Genomic DNA, 15,851 nt, shown 5'->3' on the forward strand with positions numbered 1-15,851 from the left:
ATCAATCCGGCGCTTTGGTTGTCAGCGCCAGCGCGTGCAAATCGCCGTTCGAACCATCCATCCGGCCCTTGAGCGCGGCATAGACGGCACGTTGCTGTTGCACGCGGTTCTGGCCACGGAAACTTTCGTCAATGATCATCGCGGCCATATGCACGCCGTCATTGCCTTCGACGGTGATCTTGGCGTTTGGAAAGGTCTCGCGCAGCAGGTCTTCGATTTCGCGGGCTTGCATGGGCATGTGTGGGGCGCTCCGTCTGGCATGTCATTGCCCAAGATGTAGTAGTGTGCAGGGCGGCGTGCAAGTTATCTCCCCGTTATCTCATTGAGCGGGGGCATGGGACGCCCTACATAAGAACAGTCGCCGCCGCGACAAGGTAAGGAGACCACCCGCCATGGAGATTTTCGAGAACGCACCGGAACGCGCCTATGCATGGGCGCAAGCGGGCCGCGGGGCCGCGCTGGCCACGGTGGTAGAGACATGGGGCTCTGCTCCGCGACGGGTTGGCGCGCAGCTGGCAATCGCCGCAGATGGCGAGATGCAGGGCTCTGTCTCGGGCGGTTGTGTCGAGGGGGCCGTGGTGGTTGAAGCGCTCGAGGCGATCGAGGACGGCACGCCGCGGTTGCTGGAATATGGCGTCAGCGATGGCGACGCCTTTGCAGTGGGGCTGGCCTGCGGCGGAAAGATTCGCGTGTTGGTCGAACCTGTGGGCGAAAAGGCGATGCCGTTTGACGTTCTGGGCGACCTCGTCCGCGCCCGCGCCGCGCGCCAGCCCGTGGCCTACCAGGTGCCCCTGTCGGGCGGGGTGGGGCGCTTGGTCACGGGCGGCTATGCTGACCGCTTTCGCATAGACCGTTCCGGCGTTGAAGAGGATGGCGATACATTCGTCGCGATCCACAACCCGCCGCTGCGGCTGGTTATCGTCGGGGCGGTACATATCGCGCAAGCCTTGGTGCCCATGGCGCAGGTCGCGGGCTTTGACGCCGTGGTCATCGACCCGCGCGAGGCCTTTGGCTCGCAAGCGCGTTTTCCCGATGCACAGGTGATCAACGACTGGCCGGACGCGGCGATGGACACCGTCGGCGTCGATACCCGCAGCGCCGTTGTGCTGTTGACCCACGACCCCAAACTGGACGACCCCGCGCTGCATATCGCACTCCGGTCCGACGCCTTCTATATCGGGGCGCTCGGATCGAAACGCACCCATGCCTCCCGCGTGGCACGGCTGGAAGAGGCGAGCTTTACCGCCGCAGACATCGCGCGCATCAACGGCCCCGTCGGGCTGGACATCGGGGCCGCCAGCCCGCCCGAGATCGCGGTGTCGATCCTGTCGCAGATGATCCAAGCCCTGAGAAAACCGTGAAGTTCGGCCCCATCGACACGGCGCAGGCCGAGGGTGCCGTGCTGGCCCATTCCATCGCATTGCCCTCGGGCCGTTTGCGCAAGGGGTTACGGCTTGAGCCCGCCCATCTTGCCGCGCTTCGGGCAGAGGGCATCGACAGCATCATTGTGGCGCAGCTCGCGTCAGGGGATGTGGATGAAAACACCGCCGCGGCACAAGTGGCGCAGGCCGTTCTGGCGGCGCATCCCCATCTGACGATGACGCGCGCCTTTACCGGCCGCGTGAACCTGCTGGCCGATGGGCCGGGGGTGGCGCAGCTGGATGTGGGCGCGCTTGAAGCGTTGAACGCCGTGCACCCGATGATCACGCTGGCCACGGTCCCGCCGTTCCAGCAGATGGCAGCGGGGGGCATGGTGGCGACGATCAAGATTATCTCTTACGCCGTCGCGCAAAGCGATCTTGCCGCCGCCTGCGACGCGGGGCGCGGTGCGATCCGGCTCGTGCCGCCGCAGATCAAAGACGCGACGCTGATCATCACCGAGATTGACGGCGGCGCGGGCGACAAGGGGAAAAAGGCCATCGCAGACCGGCTTTCTGCGCTGGATGTGGATCTGAAAAAAGTCGTCATGGTCCCGCATGAGGTCACCGCCCTGCGCGATGCCATTGCGGCGGCGGATACGGCGCTGACGCTGATCCTCACCGGCTCTGCCACCTCTGACATCGATGACGTGGCCCCGCAGGCCCTGCGCGCCGCGGGCGGAGAGGTCTCGCGCTTTGGCATGCCGGTTGATCCGGGCAATCTGCTGTTTCTGGGGCAGATGGGCGATACGCCGGTGATCGGCCTGCCGGGCTGCGCGCGCGCGCCTGCGTTGAATGGGGCGGATTGGGTGCTGTCGCGGGTGATCTGCGGCATAGAGGTATCCCCGCGCGATATCGCCCGCATGGGGGTGGGCGGCTTGCTGAAAGAGATCGCCACCCGCCCGCAACCAAGACGCGGCTGACCGACCCTGACGCAAGGCCCGTCGCCGCGCCGCGCCCGCGAAGTTCAACCCATGCGAAAAATTTCTGTTCTCAACGCCCCTTTGGCGTGCTTAACTCTACCCAACACATGACATAAAACGGGAGGAACATCATGACCGAGGTCAAAATGACCGTGAACGGCAAACCTGCATCCGGTGCCGTCGAAGGGCGCACGTTGCTGGCGTCATTCCTGCGCGAAAACCTGAGCCTGACCGGCACGCATATCGGCTGCGACACCAGCCAGTGCGGGGCCTGCGTGGTTCATGTCAACGGAGAGGCGGTCAAGGCCTGCACCATGCTCGCGGTCGAAGCGGACGGGGCCGAGGTCAAGACGATCGAATCCATGGCCAACCCCGATGGATCGCTGACAGTGATCCAACAGGCGTTTCAGGACCACCACGGGCTGCAATGCGGTTTTTGTACACCGGGCATGATCATGTCGGCCTCGGCGCTGCTGAAAGACAATCCCAAGCCGACCGAGGCAGAGGTCCGGCACTATCTGGACGGCAATATCTGCCGCTGCACCGGTTACCATAACATCGTCAAGGCGATCATGGCTGCATCCGGTCAGGACGTCAGCGCGCTGGCTGCCGAATAACCACCGTGCGACGTGCGGCCCTGTTGATGCAGGGGCGGGAGGACACGGCGCACCCATCCTGAAAACCGCGCTTTCCCATGTGAAACGGGGAACCGCAGCAACCCATAGATTGACGACATAAGAATAAAGCCAAACGCAAAAGCCACATACGACGGTGCGGACCCGATCCGTGCCCCATAGGGAGGAATTGACCATGCCAAAGGACGGCGGAATTGGTGCCAGCAGCAAGCGGCGCGAGGATATCCGGTTTTTGACCGGTGAGGGGAATTATACCGACGATATCAACCTGCACGGACAGGCGCATGTGTTCTTTCTGCGCTCGGATATCGCCCATGGCGTGCTGAATTCGGTCGATACCTCCGCGGCAGAGGGGATGCCGGGGGTCGTGAAGATCTTTACCGGTGCCGATTTCGCCGAGGTCGGGTCGATCCCCTGCGGCTGGCAGGTCACGGACAAGCATGGCGCGCCCATGCAAGAGCCGCGCCACCCCGTACTGGCCGAAGGCAAGGTCCGCCACGTGGGCGAACCGATTGCGGCTGTCGTGGCGGAAACCCTGTCGCAGGCCCGCGACGCGGCAGAGGCGATCGTCGTCGATATCAGCGATCTGCCCGCCGTCGTCGATATGAAGCAGGCGGTGCAGGAAGGCGCGCCCAAGGTTCATGACGATCTGACCTCGAACCTCTGCTACGATTGGGGCTTTGTCGAAGAGAACAAGGCAGCCGTGGACAAGGCCTTTGACGACGCGGCCCATGTCACCACGTTGGAACTGGTCAACAACCGTCTGGTCGCCAATCCGATGGAGCCGCGCGTCGCCGTCGGCGACTATGCACGCGGGACAGGCGATCATACGCTTTACACCACCAGCCAGAACCCCCATGTGATCCGCCTGCTGATGGGGGCCTTTGTTCTGGGCATCCCCGAACACAAGCTGCGCGTCGTGGCCCCTGATGTGGGCGGCGGTTTCGGCACCAAGATTTTCCACTATCAGGAAGAGGCGTTCTGCACCTTTGCCGCCAAAGCCTGTAACCGTCCGGTGAAATGGACCTCCAGCCGGTCCGAGGCCTTCATGTCCGACGCCCACGGGCGCGACCATGTGACCAAGATCCAGATGGCGCTGGACGCGGACAATAACTTTACCGCGCTGCGCACGGACACTTACGCGAATATGGGGGCTTATCTGTCGACCTTCGCGCCGTCGGTGCCCACATGGCTGCACGGCACCTTGATGGCGGGCAACTACAAGACGCCGCTGATCTATGTGAACGTAAAGGCCGTGTTTACCAACACAGTGCCCGTCGATGCCTATCGCGGCGCGGGCCGGCCGGAGGCAACCTATCAGCTGGAACGGCTGGTGGATAAATGCGCCCATGAGCTTGGGGTCGACCCGATTGTCTTGCGGCGACAGAATTTCATCACCGAGTTCCCCTATGCCACGCCGGTCGCGGTGGAATATGACACGGGCGATTATGTGGCCACGATGGACAAGCTTGAAGAGATCGCCGATTTCGCCGGTTTCGACGCGCGCCGCAAGGAAAGCGAGGCCAAGGGCAAGCTGCGTGGGTTCGGCGTGAACTGCTATATCGAGGCGTGCGGCATCGCGCCCTCGAACCTTGTGGGGCAGCTCGGCGCGCGGGCGGGTCTCTATGAATCCGCCACCGTGCGGGTCAATGCGACGGGCGGTCTGGTCGTGATGACCGGCAGCCACAGCCACGGACAGGGGCATGAAACCGCCTTCCCGCAGGTGATCGCCGAGATGATCGGTATTCCCGAAGAGATGGTCGAGATCGTGCATGGTGACACCGCCAACACCCCGATGGGGATGGGCACCTACGGCTCGCGCTCCCTCGCGGTTGGCGGCTCGGCCATGGTCCGCGCCACAGAGAAGATCATCGCCAAGGCCACCAAGATCGCGTCGCACCTGCTGGAAGCCTCGGAAGGGGATATCGAGCTGAAAGACGGGGCCTTTACCGTGGCGGGGACGGATAAATCCGTTGCTTGGGGGGATGTGACGCTGGCCGCCTATGTACCGCATAACTACCCGCTGGAGGATATCGAGCCGGGTCTGGAAGAGACGGCTTTCTACGATCCGTCGAACTTTACCTATCCGTCCGGTGCCTATGCCTGCGAGGTCGAGTTGGACCCCGAAACCGGCCATGTCACCATTGACCGTTTTGCGGCGGCGGATGACTTTGGCAATATCGTCAACCCGATGATCGTGAGCGGTCAGGTCCACGGCGGGATCGCGCAAGGCATCGGGCAAGCGCTGATGGAGAATTGCGCCTATGACAGCGACGGTCAGTTGCTCAGCGCGTCTTACATGGATTACGCGATGCCACGGGCCAGCGATCTGCCGTTCTATACCGTTGACCATTCGTGCCAGACGCCCTGTACGCACAACCCCCTGGGCGTGAAAGGCTGCGGTGAGGCAGGGGCCATCGGGTCGCCGCCTGCGGTGGTGAATGCGGTGTTGGACGCCATGCGATCGGGCGGTAAGGATGTCGGACATATCGACATGCCTGTCACACCGGCGCGGGTTTGGGCGGCGATGAACGGATAAGACGGTTGGGGCAGGTGCGGGGTTCAGCCCGCTATGTGCCTCTGGCGCAGAAAATAAGGGAAAGCGGGGGCCAGCCCCCGCGCCCCCGGAGTTTATTGGCAAAATGAAGAGAGGCGTTTGGGGCCGCGGCCCGCTCTCTGACTGGAAGGACGCAAGATGTATGATTTTGATGTAGTGAAACCCGCGACAGTGGCCGAGGCGGTCTCGGCATTGGGGCAGGACGAGGCGCAACCGTTAAGTGGCGGGCAAACGCTGATCCCCACGCTGAAGGCGCGCTTGGCGATGCCGTCGGTTCTGGTGTCGCTGAGCGGGATCGAGGACATGCGCGGTGTGCGTATGGGCGATGACGGTCGCCTGTGTATCGGTGGGGGCACCGTACATGCGACCGTCGCCAAAGAGGCAGAGGCACATTACCCCGGGTTGGCAAGTCTGGCCGCGCGGATCGGAGATCCGGCCGTGCGCAACCGTGGCACCATCGGCGGTTCGGTCGCGAATAACGACCCCTCGGCCTGTTATCCGGCAGGGGTGCTTGCCAGCGGAGCGACGATCGTGACCAACGCGCGCGAGATCGCGGCGGATGATTTCTTTGAGGGGATGTTCGCCACCGCGCTGGACGAGGGCGAGATCATCACCGAAGTGCGTTTCCCAATCCCCGAGAAGGCGCATTACGAGAAATTCATCCAACCTGCCTCGCGCTTCCCGCTGGTGGCCGTGTTTGTGGCAAAATTCGCTGACGGTGTGCGGGTTGCTGTGACGGGTGCGTCGGAGGATGGCGTCTTCCGGTGGAGCGATGCAGAAGCCGCGCTGAGCGGGAGTTTTGCCGTGGATGCCCTGTCGGGGTTGAGCCTGCCCGGTGACGGCATGATCAGCGATCTGCACGGCAGTGGGGACTACCGTGCGCATCTGGTTGCTGTGATGACAAAACGGGCAGTTGCCGCGCTGACCTAAGCCACTCGATACTTCAATGAAAACCGTCCCTTGGGAAACCTTGGGGCGGTTTTTTGCTGTCTGGATGATTATCACTTGCGCAGGGTTGGGAACGATTTTGCAGCACCGGTGTTGTGCCGTAACGCTGCCCGAACGGCGTCCATAACCCCGTGAGGATTAGGAATGTATAAACTTTTGAAATCGACGACCTCTTTGACCATGTGTTTGGCGCTGGCCTTGCCCACAGGTGGTTTTGCCCAGACAACAGAAAGCTGCGTGGCCGAAGGGGAGCAAACCGTGTTCCCATGCGTGCTGCCTGACGGCAGTGTCGTGGCGGATGCGGATCAGATGATGACTTTGCGTGCCGACGGCGATCTGGCGCAGGCCCTTGGTCTTGAGGCGGAAGCCCAGACCGAAGCGCAAGCCGAGCCCGATGCAGAAGCCGCCGCTGAAACCGTAGACGCCGCGGAAGAGCAGGCTGCCGCCGCCGCCGAGGCCGAAGCCGCGGCAACGGCAGAAGCCCAAGCCGCCGCGGAAGAGCAAGCCGCTGCCGACGCAGAGGCCGCCGCCGCTGCAGCTGAAGCAGAAGCTGCTGAAGCGCAAGCTGCAGCCGATGCAGAAGCCGCCGCCGCCGCGCAGGCCGCTGAACAAGAGGCCGCCGAAGCTCAGGCCGCTGCAGACGCGCAAGCCGCCGAGGCCGAGGAAGCTGCTGCCGCCGAAGCGCAGGCCGAAGCAGAGCGTGAGGATGCGGTCGCTGCACAGATCGCCGCAGACGCTGAAGCCAAGGCTGCAGCCGAAGCAGAGGCAGAGCGAGACGCCGCTGCGGCTGCCGAAACCTCGGACAGCCCTGAAGCGCAGTCTGCCGAGACACAGGCAGATGCTCCTGCCGCTGAAAGCGATGCTGGCGTAGAGGCAGAGGCGCAAGCTCAGGCAGAGCCGGCAGAGACTGAGTCGACCGAAGAAACCCAAGCCGAGACCGACGTGCCGGCAGACAGCTCTTCCGACACTGAAACGCAGGCGGAGGCCGAAACCCAGCAGCAAACGGAAGAGCAGATCGCCGCTGATCTTGCCGCCGAACAGGCTGCGGAAGAAGCCCGTCAGGAACAGCGCGCGGCTGATGCAGCCGCTGCTGCCGAAGCCGCTGCCGCTGCTGACAGCGGTGAAGCCAAGGCCGATGTTGTGGTAGAAGAGATCACCGAAGAAGACACGCGCGCCTCGAACGAAGAATTTTCGACCGCCGTCACCGGTGACACCTCTGCCGAGGCCAATACGCAAGCCAAAAAGGATGACGACGACGGGCTGAGCAAGTTCGAGAAAGCCCTGCTTGTCGGCATCGGCGCAGTGGCTGTCGGGTCGATCCTGAACAATGGCTCGAAGGTCGTGAGCAACTCGGGTGACCGTCTGGTTGTTGAAGATCCGAATGGGGATCTGCGCGTTTTGAAAGACGATGATGCGCTTGTGCGTCAGGCCGGTGACGAAGTCCGCCGCGAGACGTTCAACGACGGTTCTTCGCGCACCACTGTGATCAAGCCTAACGGCAGCAAGATCGTGACCATTCTGGGTCGGGACGGCACCGTATTGCGCCGGATCAACGTTGATCCACAGGGCAATGAATATGTGCTGTTCGATGACACCCAAGTCGAAGAACGTATCGTGGTGAACGAGCTGCCCCAGGTCCGTCCGCAGGCCAATACGCTGGCCAGCCAGCAAAACGAGGAAGCGCTGCGTGCCGCTTTGCAAACGCAGCTGCGTGGGGATCAGGCCCAGCGGTATTCGCTGCGTCAGGTACGTGATGTCCGTCAGGTCCGTGCCCTAGCACCAGAGATCGAGCTGGACGCTGTGCGTTTTGCCACAGGGTCGGCTGCTATCCAACCTGAACAGGCCCGCGCGCTGTCCAAGATCGGGACCGCGATCAGCAATGCCATCAAGGATGATCCACGCACTGTGATCCTTGTGGAAGGGCACACCGATGCGGTTGGCAATGCGGGCTACAACCTTGCGCTGTCTGACCGTCGTGCTGAAACCGTTGCATTGGCCCTGACCGAGTATTTTGACGTGCCGCCAGCCAACCTGATCACCCAAGGCTACGGTGAAAGCGCGTTGAAAGTCCCGACCGAGACCGCCGAACCCGCCAACCGTCGTGCGGTTGTGCGCAACATCACAGGTCTGCTGCGTCAGTAAGCGCGAGTTTCAAGACATAGAAAAGCCCCCGCAGGAAACTGCGGGGGCTTTTTGCGTCTCGGGACTGTAAGACCCGGAATTATTTGCTTGGCAGCGGCCCGATGAGCATGACCATCTGGCGGCCTTCCATCTTCGGGAAGTTTTCAACGCGGCCAACTTCTTTGGTGTCTTCGGCAACGCGTTCAAGCAGCTCGCGGCCAAGGTTCTGGTGGGCCATCTCACGGCCGCGGAACCGCAGCGTGATCTTTACCTTGTCCCCATTGTCGAGGAACTTGAACACGTTACGCATCTTGACGTCATAGTCATTGGTATCGGTGTTCGGGCGGAACTTGACTTCTTTGATCTCGATGATCTTTTGCTTCTTGCGCGCTTCGGCTTCACGCTTTTGCGTCTCATACTTGAATTTGCCAAAGTCCATGATCTTGCACACGGGCGGGTTGGCATTGGGCGAAATCTCGACCAGATCAAGTCCGGCATCAACAGCCATTTCCATGGCGCGATCCGGTGTCACGACGCCGACGTTTTCCCCATCCGCACCGATCAGGCGGATTTCGTTGGCGCGGATGTTTTCGTTGATGCGCGGGCCGGTGTCTCTTTGCGGCGGCGCGTTATGCGGTCTGCGAGCGATGATGGTCGTCCTTTGATTGTTGTACTGATGTCGAGCACGGAAGGTAAACCTGCTCATGGTCTTCTTCAAGTCGCAAAATGGCGCATATACAGGGTAAAACCGCGTATTTTTGGGGGATTTACCCAAGGGGAAGCAGCGTATCGCGCATTTGACGCTATGTGTTGGCATATAGTATGTGCAGCAGGGGATTAACAAAGTTCAAAGGAACCACAGCATCATGAAAAACCTCATCTGGATTGTCATCGCAGGGGTGATCGCGCTTGGCGCGTACATGTTGTATTCGGGCCGTTCGGTCCAGGAGATTGCGACCGATGCGTCGGATGCTGTCAATGCTCCCGCCGCGCTGGAAAGTGCGACCGAAGCTGTGGGCGACGCTGTCGAGGCGACAGAGGGCGCAGTGACCGAGGCGGTAGAAGCCACCACAGAGGCCGCGAATACCGCAGCCGACGCGCTATCGGAAGCGGCCGAGGATGTGGCCGACGCCGCGGCAGAGGCGGGCGAGGATGCCATGAACGCGGGCAAGCAGATCGCCGAGGATGCTACGCAAGCGGCGAATGATACCGCAGAGGGCAACGCGGAGGTTTCCACCAGCGCAGAGGCCGATGCCATGGCTGCCAGCGATGCAGAGGCGAGCGATGCCGCCAGCACCACGCAAGCGGGCACGGCACCCGCCGCTGACCCGCAAGCCGAGGCAAACGCCGCAGCGGTTCAAGAGGAAGAAGCCGCCGCCGTGGCCGCGACAGATGCACAGGCGAGCACAGATGCGGGGGCTGCTGCCGATACAGAAGTTCAGGCCGACGTCACCGCCGATGCCGACACGCCAGAGCAGTTGACCACAGTCGATGGCTTTGATCTGGAGAAGGTGCAAACCATGATCGACACTTCTGATCTGCCCGCCACGCAAAAAGCGCTGCTGAAGCAAGGGCTGGTCACCGCCGGTGAAAACCCCGATGCCCTGCGCGCGATCCTCGCACGGATCCGCGAGGCGCTGGCGCTTTAATCGAGGCCCACCCAAAAAGCCGACCGGCACGACATGAAAAAGCCGCGCCTCGAAAGAGAGCGCGGCTTTTGTTTTATCCCTGGTGCCCCATGCAAGGGCACCGCTGCGTCTGATCAGCCGACAAAGGCCTTTTCAACGACGTAGTGTTTGGGGTCGGAGTTCGCCCCTTCCTCTAGCCCGAAACCTTCAAGCACGTCCTTGATATCCTTGTTGAATTCAAGGCTCCCGCAGACCATGCCGCGATCGGTGTCGGCGCTGATCCCGTCGATGCCGAGGTCTTTGAACACCGTGCCGTCCTGCAGCAGATTGGTGATGCGGCCCATCTTGGGGCTTTGCTCACGGGTGGTGGTAGGGTAATAGACCAGCTTGTCGCCGATCATCTCGCCGATCAGCGGATCATCGGCAAGGCTCTCGACCAGCGTGCGGCCATAGTCAAGCTCGGCCACATCGCGGGTGGTGTGGGTCATGATGATCTGGTCGAATTTCTCGTAGGTTTCCGGTTCGCGCAGCAGCGAGGCAAAGGGCGCAAAGCCTGTGCCGGTGGCGAAAAGCCACAAACGTTTGCCGGGCAGCAGCGCGTCATGCACCAGCGTGCCGACGGGCTTGGGCCGCAGGATGATCTGGTCGCCGGGCTGGATGTGTTGCAGCTTCGAGGTCAGCGGGCCGTCCTGCACCTTGATCGAATAGAACTCCAGCTCTTCGTCCCAGGAGGGCGAGGCGATGGAATAGGCGCGCAGCAGCGGCTTTTGCTTGCCGGTCTCGGGGTGCGGATCGCCCATCAGGCCGATCATCACAAACTCGCCCGAGCGAAAACGCAAGGACGCAGGGCGGGTCACGCGGAACGAAAACAGCCGGTCCGTCCAGTGTTTGACAGAAGTCACGGTCTGCGCGTCAGGCAACGTGGGTACGGGTTTGGCGTCGGTTTGGGTCACTACATTCTGCTCGGTCATAATTTCATCTACGCGCGGATCGCGGCACGCAGCCTTTCTCTAGGGGAAGGGAGGGGGCAGGGAAAGCATCTTGGGGCGAAAACCCCGATCAGCCGCGCAGACGCGCCTGATAATTATGCTCTTGCCAGTTTGCACGGGCCAGCCATTGGTCCTGCGGTTGACGGGCGGCCAGATCATCGGGGATCTCGACCTCGTCAAAGCCCGACCGGCGCGCCATGGCGTATTGGTCCGCAATCACATGCCCATGCGCCCGCAGCCGCCCGGTGTAGCCACGCAGACGCAGTTGGCGCGCGATGGTAAATCCACGCCCGTCGGCCGAGCTGGGGAAGGCCACGCGGATCATTGAGATCGCACCATCCACAGGGATCGTCTCCGGCTGCACGTCAGAGGGGACGTCAAGGGCGGTCGCCCCTGCTTCTACGCCTTCAGCAGCATCGAAGGGGGCGTAGGGCGTGGCGAAATCATCCGCCACAAACCCCTGATCATTGATCAACTGTGTCATGTCTTTGCTCCTGTGCGGACCATCTTGCCATCGACAAAATGGATGCCGCATTCTTCTTTTTCAATGTTTCTCCAGCGACCGGCGCGGGGATCTTCGCCCGGTTTCACCTTGGTGGTGCAGGGGGCGCAACCGATGCTGGGGTAGCCTTGGGCCACCAGCGGGTGCCGGGGCAGGCGGTTCTCGTCGATATAGTCCGACACGTCGGAGGCCTGCCAATGGGCCAGCGGGTTTACCTTGATCCGCGCAGATGCATTGGCGGGGGTTTCGACCTCGAAGAACGGCAAGCTGGCGCGGGTGCCGGACTGGAACCGCTTGCGCCCTGTGATCCAGCCGTCGAACCCCTCTAGCGCGTGCTGCAGGGGCACGGTCTTGCGGAAGGCACAGCAGGCGTCCGGGTCGCGCAGATGCAGCGTCCCGTCGGGGTCTTTCTCTGCCACGTCCTGCGCCCGGATCGTCTGCACATTGCGCAGCCCCAACCGTTCGCTCAGCTCTTGCTGATAGACCAGCGTTTCAGCAAAGAGCATCTCTGTGTCGATGAACAACACCGGCAGATCACGTTTCACCATAGAGGCAAGGTGCAACAGGGCGACGGATTCCGCCCCGAAGCTTGAGACAAGCGCCAGATTGGGCACGTTGTCGATCGCGGCATGCAGCACGTCGGTGGCGCTGTGATGGCGCAGGCCATCGTTCAGCTTTTCCACCTGACGGGTCAGCGCTGCGACGCGGTCCGGCCCTTCGGGGAGGATTTTTTCCCCATTTGGAAGTGTCAGTTGATCACGCGGCATTGGCTTGTGCTTCCGGGTAGAGGACGGCCTTGAACGGGGCAAGACCGAGGCGGCGATAGGTTTGCAAGAAGGTCTCGTCCGCGTCGCTGCGCAGGTCGAGGTAGCCTTTTACCAACCGTTCAATCGCCGGAATAATGTCGTCGGCGGAAAAGCCCGGACCGGCGCGCTCTCCGATGGCGGCGTTTTCGGTGCCGTCACCGCCCAGAGTGATCTGGTAGTTTTCGACACCGGCGCGGTCGAGCCCGAGAATCCCGATGTGGCCCACGTGGTGGTGGCCGCAGGCATTGATGCAGCCCGAGATCTTGATCTTGAGCGGACCGACATCGTGTTCCAGCTTCAGCTCGTCAAAGCGGGTCGCGATTTCCTGGGCAATCGGGATCGAGCGCGCTGTCGCCAGCGCGCAGTAGTCCATGCCGGGGCAGGCGATGATATCGCTGATCAGGCCGATATTGGCCGTGGCCAGGCCGACCTCTTTCAACGCCGCGTGCAGCGCAGGCAGGTCACCACGGTGCACATGGGGCAGGATCACGTTCTGCTCGTGGCTGATGCGCAGTTCGTCATGGCCGTATTCGGCCGCCAGCTCGGCCATACGGTGCATTTGTTCGGCGGTGGCGTCGCCCGGGGTCTTGCCATGGGCCTTGAGGCTGATCGACACGATCGCGTAGGACGGATCGCGGTGGTCGGTCAGGTTGGTGTCGGCCCAACTTTTGAACACGGGATCGCTGTCATAGGCAGCCGTATAGGCGTCCGTCGGGGCGGTCTTGAACGTCGGGCTGGCGAAATCCGCCTCGATCCGCGACAGCATCTGCTGGTCGACGCCGGTGAACTGCGGACGGATCAGCGCATAGCGGGCGTCCACCCGTGCGCGGATGTCGTCGATGCCGTTCTCATGCACGGTGATCTTGATCCGCGCTTTGTATTTATTATCGCGGCGGCCCAACAGGTTATAGACCGAGACGATGGCCTCGAGCGTGGGCAGCAGGTCTTCGGAGCTGACGAAGTCGTAAAGCACCTTGCCGATCATCGGGGTCCGGCCAAGGCCGCCGCCGACGATGACCTGATAGCCAATCTCGCCGTCTTTCTCGACGATTTGCAGGCCGATATCATGGGCCTTGATCACCGCACGGTCATGGGGCGCGCCAGAGACAGCGACCTTGAACTTGCGCGGCAGGAACTGGAATTCGGGGTGGTCGGTGGACCACTGCCGGATCAGTTCGGCCACAGGGCGCGGATCAGCGATTTCATCCGCGGCGGCACCGGCGAAATGGTCGGCAGTCACGTTGCGGATGGTGTTACCGCTGGTCTGGATGGCGTGCATGTTCACTTCGGCCAGAGCGTCCAGCATATCGGGGACATCACGCAGCTGGGGCCAGTTGTACTGGATGTTCTGGCGCGTGGTAAAATGGCCGTAGCCCTTATCCCATTTGGCAGCGATATCGGCCAGCTTGTGCATCTGGCGGCTGCTGAGCGTGCCATAGGGGATCGCGACCCGCAGCATATAGGCGTGCAGCTGCAGATAGAGCCCGTTCATCAAGCGCAGGGGCTTGAATTCATCCTCGGTCAGGGAACCGTCGATGCGGCGTTCGACCTGCGCGCGGAACTGTGCGTTGCGTTCGGCGATGAAGGCATCGTCAAATTCGGTGTAGCTGTACATTATTGAACCTCCTGCTTGCCGTGGGTGTAGTTGCTTGGACCCTTGGCGCGGAATGCTTCGCGGAAATGCGATGGCTTGGGTGTGTCTGTGCTGGTGTCGACATCGGCCAGATAGGCCCCGACGGTCAGGTCGGCTTGCTGGATCGCATCGATCAGACGCACATCGGCGACGGCCTCGTCGGTCAGGACTTCGGCCTCTTCCAGTTTGCGGGTCCAGCCGGTGGCGGTCTGGTAGATCACGTCGCCTTCCAGCAAGGCATTCGCGGTGACGACTTTGGGGGTGAAGGGCTTGGCCATTATGCCATCTCCTCTTGAAACAATTCGGTGGTGGCGCGGGCGGCGGCACGGGGTGCCAGCCCATAGAAAGTTAGGGCAGGGCCGGTCAGATTGGCCGCGTTCAGGTCGATGGGCAGACGGTCCAGCGTGGTCTCGACAATCCGCTGATCCGCGCGCGAGGCGTTTTCGACCAGCGTGACAGGCGTGCTGCGATCGGCCCCGTGCATCAGCAAGCGGCCTTGGATGAACCGCGCGGATTTCTTGCCCATATAGATCGCGGCGACCTCGCCCGGGCGGGCCAAAGCGGCCCAGTCATGATCGGCGAACCCTTTCATGTCATGGCCGGTCAGGAACCGGACAGAGGCGTTGCGCCCGCGTTTCGTCAGGCTTTGCCCGATGGTTGCGACGGCGGCGGAGGCTGAGGTGATCCCCGGCACGATGTGCCAGCCGATGCCATGGGCATCCACGGCGTCGATCTCTTCGTCCAGGCGGCCAAAGATGGTGGCGTCGCCGGATTTCAGACGGACCACCTGGGCCCCCGCCTGCGCGTGTTCGACCAGCAGATCGTTGATGGTTTCCTGCGCGGTGGAGGGGCCGAAGCCTTCCTTGCCCACGTCGATCATCAGCGCCTCGCGGCGGGCGAGTTCGAGGATCTCGGGGCTGATCAGCCGGTCGTAGATCACCACATCGGCCTCGTCCAATGCGCGGCGCGCCTTGAGGGTCAGCAGTTCGGGGTCACCGGGGCCGCCACCGACAAAAGCGATGTGACCGGCGCGTGCGGCGCGGGTCTGGTGGTCGGCCAGCAGCGTGTTCAGCGCGTTTTCGACGGCGGCCTTGCCATCCGCTACGGCGCGGGGGCCGGCGGCAAAGTAATAGTCACGCCAGAAGTCGCGGCGCGGACGGCCAAAGGGCAGGGCGTCGGCCATCTTGCGGAAACCCTTACCGATCCGCGCCAGCGTTCCCAGCGTTGTGGGCAGGCGTTCCTCCAGATCGGCCTTGATCGCACGGGCCAGCACGGGGGCCGCGCCTTCGGTGCCGATGGCGATGGTCACGGGGTCACGGTCGACGATGGCGGGGGTGATAAAGGCGCTGTCGTGCAGATTGTCGACGATATTGACCAAGGCCCCTTCGGCACGCGCAATCGCGGCGGTGCGGGCGTCTTCGGTCTCGTCTTCATCGGCAGCGTAGAAGAGTTTCGCGCACAGCACATCGCCGTGGCGCAGGGCGCGGGGGTGCAGCGTCAGGCGGCCCGCATCGGCCCATGCCGCGATCTCGGGCGCGGGGGTCGGGGCGAAGACGCTGATCTTGGCTTCGGTCTTGAGCAGCAGGCGCAGCTTGGCCAAAGCCGCTTCGCCACCGCCTGACAAGACGATGCGCTGGCCCTTGGTGGACAGGTAGATTGGGAAATGATCCATGTGGTTCGGTCCTTGCGCT

At 62.5% G+C, this 15,851-nt stretch carries 15 protein-coding genes; 7 read left to right on the top strand and 8 right to left on the bottom strand.

Annotated elements, in window-relative coordinates:
* Position 1: 1 nt before the first annotated feature.
* Positions 2-238 (bottom strand): BolA/IbaG family iron-sulfur metabolism protein, encoded by a 237-nt coding sequence (locus tag B4F27_RS04385; RefSeq protein ID WP_005853000.1) that lies wholly within the window; start codon positions 236-238, stop codon positions 2-4.
* 154 nt (positions 239-392) lie between these two features.
* Between B4F27_RS04385 and B4F27_RS04390 the strand changes: the two genes are divergently transcribed.
* The 6 genes from B4F27_RS04390 (at position 393) to B4F27_RS04415 (ending at position 8,623) form a co-directional block, all read left to right on the top strand.
* Complete coding sequence (locus tag B4F27_RS04390) at positions 393-1,361, top strand: XdhC family protein (protein ID WP_286758966.1); 969 nt, start codon at positions 393-395, stop codon at positions 1,359-1,361.
* A complete protein-coding gene (locus B4F27_RS04395) occupies positions 1,358-2,341 on the top strand; it encodes a molybdopterin-binding protein (protein WP_286758967.1) in 984 nt (327 codons plus the stop codon). Before B4F27_RS04390 ends, B4F27_RS04395 begins: the two co-directional genes overlap by 4 nt.
* Before the next feature lie 131 nt (positions 2,342-2,472).
* Positions 2,473-2,958 carry a (2Fe-2S)-binding protein gene (locus B4F27_RS04400; RefSeq protein ID WP_005853005.1) on the top strand — a complete coding sequence of 162 codons (486 nt, stop codon included), beginning with the start codon at positions 2,473-2,475 and terminating at the stop codon, positions 2,956-2,958.
* 193 nt (positions 2,959-3,151) lie between these two features.
* On the top strand, positions 3,152-5,515 hold the full coding sequence (locus tag B4F27_RS04405; protein ID WP_286758968.1) for a xanthine dehydrogenase family protein molybdopterin-binding subunit: 2,364 nt from the start codon (positions 3,152-3,154) through the stop codon (positions 5,513-5,515).
* A 156-nt stretch (positions 5,516-5,671) separates the two neighbouring features.
* Entirely contained in the window at positions 5,672-6,463 is a 792-nt protein-coding gene (locus B4F27_RS04410; protein WP_005853008.1) for an FAD binding domain-containing protein, read from the top strand.
* Between the two features lie 162 nt (positions 6,464-6,625).
* Positions 6,626-8,623: an OmpA family protein gene (locus B4F27_RS04415; protein WP_286758969.1), complete on the top strand. Its 1,998-nt coding sequence runs from the start codon at positions 6,626-6,628 to the stop codon at positions 8,621-8,623.
* A 79-nt stretch (positions 8,624-8,702) separates the two neighbouring features.
* On the opposite strand, the gene infC is transcribed toward B4F27_RS04415, so the two are convergent.
* On the bottom strand, positions 8,703-9,251 hold the full coding sequence (gene infC / locus B4F27_RS04420) for a translation initiation factor IF-3 (RefSeq protein ID WP_037944998.1): 549 nt from the start codon (positions 9,249-9,251) through the stop codon (positions 8,703-8,705).
* Positions 9,252-9,468: 217 nt separating this feature from the next.
* Between infC and B4F27_RS04425 the strand changes: the two genes are divergently transcribed.
* Complete coding sequence (locus tag B4F27_RS04425) at positions 9,469-10,251, top strand: hypothetical protein (RefSeq protein ID WP_286758970.1); 783 nt, start codon at positions 9,469-9,471, stop codon at positions 10,249-10,251.
* A gap of 113 nt (positions 10,252-10,364) precedes the next feature.
* Here B4F27_RS04425 and B4F27_RS04430 read toward each other — a convergent pair whose 3' ends face one another.
* The 6 genes from B4F27_RS04430 to cysG all read right to left on the bottom strand — a co-directional run bounded on the left by B4F27_RS04430 (position 10,365) and on the right by cysG (position 15,832).
* Entirely contained in the window at positions 10,365-11,201 is an 837-nt protein-coding gene (locus tag B4F27_RS04430) for a ferredoxin--NADP reductase (RefSeq protein WP_005853016.1), read from the bottom strand.
* 88 nt (positions 11,202-11,289) lie between these two features.
* Positions 11,290-11,703, bottom strand: coding sequence for a DUF934 domain-containing protein (locus tag B4F27_RS04435; protein ID WP_005853018.1), 414 nt, complete (start codon positions 11,701-11,703; stop codon positions 11,290-11,292).
* Positions 11,700-12,488, bottom strand: a complete 789-nt coding sequence (locus tag B4F27_RS04440; RefSeq protein WP_286758971.1) for a phosphoadenylyl-sulfate reductase — start codon at positions 12,486-12,488, stop codon at positions 11,700-11,702. The genes B4F27_RS04435 and B4F27_RS04440 overlap by 4 nt, the downstream gene beginning before the upstream one ends.
* Positions 12,478-14,142, bottom strand: a complete 1,665-nt coding sequence (locus B4F27_RS04445; protein WP_286758972.1) for a nitrite/sulfite reductase — start codon at positions 14,140-14,142, stop codon at positions 12,478-12,480. Before B4F27_RS04445 ends, B4F27_RS04440 begins: the two co-directional genes overlap by 11 nt.
* Entirely contained in the window at positions 14,142-14,438 is a 297-nt protein-coding gene (locus B4F27_RS04450; RefSeq protein WP_005853022.1) for a DUF2849 domain-containing protein, read from the bottom strand. The genes B4F27_RS04445 and B4F27_RS04450 overlap by 1 nt, the downstream gene beginning before the upstream one ends.
* Positions 14,438-15,832 carry a siroheme synthase CysG gene (gene cysG / locus B4F27_RS04455; protein ID WP_286758973.1) on the bottom strand — a complete coding sequence of 465 codons (1,395 nt, stop codon included), beginning with the start codon at positions 15,830-15,832 and terminating at the stop codon, positions 14,438-14,440. The genes B4F27_RS04450 and cysG overlap by 1 nt, the downstream gene beginning before the upstream one ends.
* Between the last annotated feature and the right edge of the window lie 19 nt (positions 15,833-15,851).

It is taken from the genome of Sulfitobacter sp. UBA1132 (genome assembly GCF_002311545.1).
Classification (GTDB): Bacteria; Pseudomonadota; Alphaproteobacteria; order Rhodobacterales; family Rhodobacteraceae; genus Sulfitobacter; species Sulfitobacter pontiacus.

What these genes read in the sequence shown, in the direction of transcription:
- B4F27_RS04445 (WP_286758972.1), bottom strand. Translation starts at nt 14,142, where the DNA reads ATGTACAGCTACACCGAATTTGACGATGCCTTCATCGCCGAACGCAAC.
- B4F27_RS04430 (WP_005853016.1), bottom strand. Translation starts at nt 11,201, where the DNA reads ATGACCGAGCAGAATGTAGTGACCCAAACCGACGCCAAACCCGTACCC.
- B4F27_RS04440 (WP_286758971.1), bottom strand. Translation starts at nt 12,488, where the DNA reads ATGCCGCGTGATCAACTGACACTTCCAAATGGGGAAAAAATCCTCCCC.
- B4F27_RS04425 (WP_286758970.1), top strand. Translation starts at nt 9,469, where the DNA reads ATGAAAAACCTCATCTGGATTGTCATCGCAGGGGTGATCGCGCTTGGC.
- B4F27_RS04385 (WP_005853000.1), bottom strand. Translation starts at nt 238, where the DNA reads ATGCCCATGCAAGCCCGCGAAATCGAAGACCTGCTGCGCGAGACCTTT.
- B4F27_RS04415 (WP_286758969.1), top strand. Translation starts at nt 6,626, where the DNA reads ATGTATAAACTTTTGAAATCGACGACCTCTTTGACCATGTGTTTGGCG.
- B4F27_RS04450 (WP_005853022.1), bottom strand. Translation starts at nt 14,438, where the DNA reads ATGGCCAAGCCCTTCACCCCCAAAGTCGTCACCGCGAATGCCTTGCTG.
- B4F27_RS04405 (WP_286758968.1), top strand. Translation starts at nt 3,152, where the DNA reads ATGCCAAAGGACGGCGGAATTGGTGCCAGCAGCAAGCGGCGCGAGGAT.
- B4F27_RS04400 (WP_005853005.1), top strand. Translation starts at nt 2,473, where the DNA reads ATGACCGAGGTCAAAATGACCGTGAACGGCAAACCTGCATCCGGTGCC.
- cysG (WP_286758973.1), bottom strand. Translation starts at nt 15,832, where the DNA reads ATGGATCATTTCCCAATCTACCTGTCCACCAAGGGCCAGCGCATCGTC.
- B4F27_RS04390 (WP_286758966.1), top strand. Translation starts at nt 393, where the DNA reads ATGGAGATTTTCGAGAACGCACCGGAACGCGCCTATGCATGGGCGCAA.
- B4F27_RS04410 (WP_005853008.1), top strand. Translation starts at nt 5,672, where the DNA reads ATGTATGATTTTGATGTAGTGAAACCCGCGACAGTGGCCGAGGCGGTC.
- B4F27_RS04435 (WP_005853018.1), bottom strand. Translation starts at nt 11,703, where the DNA reads ATGACACAGTTGATCAATGATCAGGGGTTTGTGGCGGATGATTTCGCC.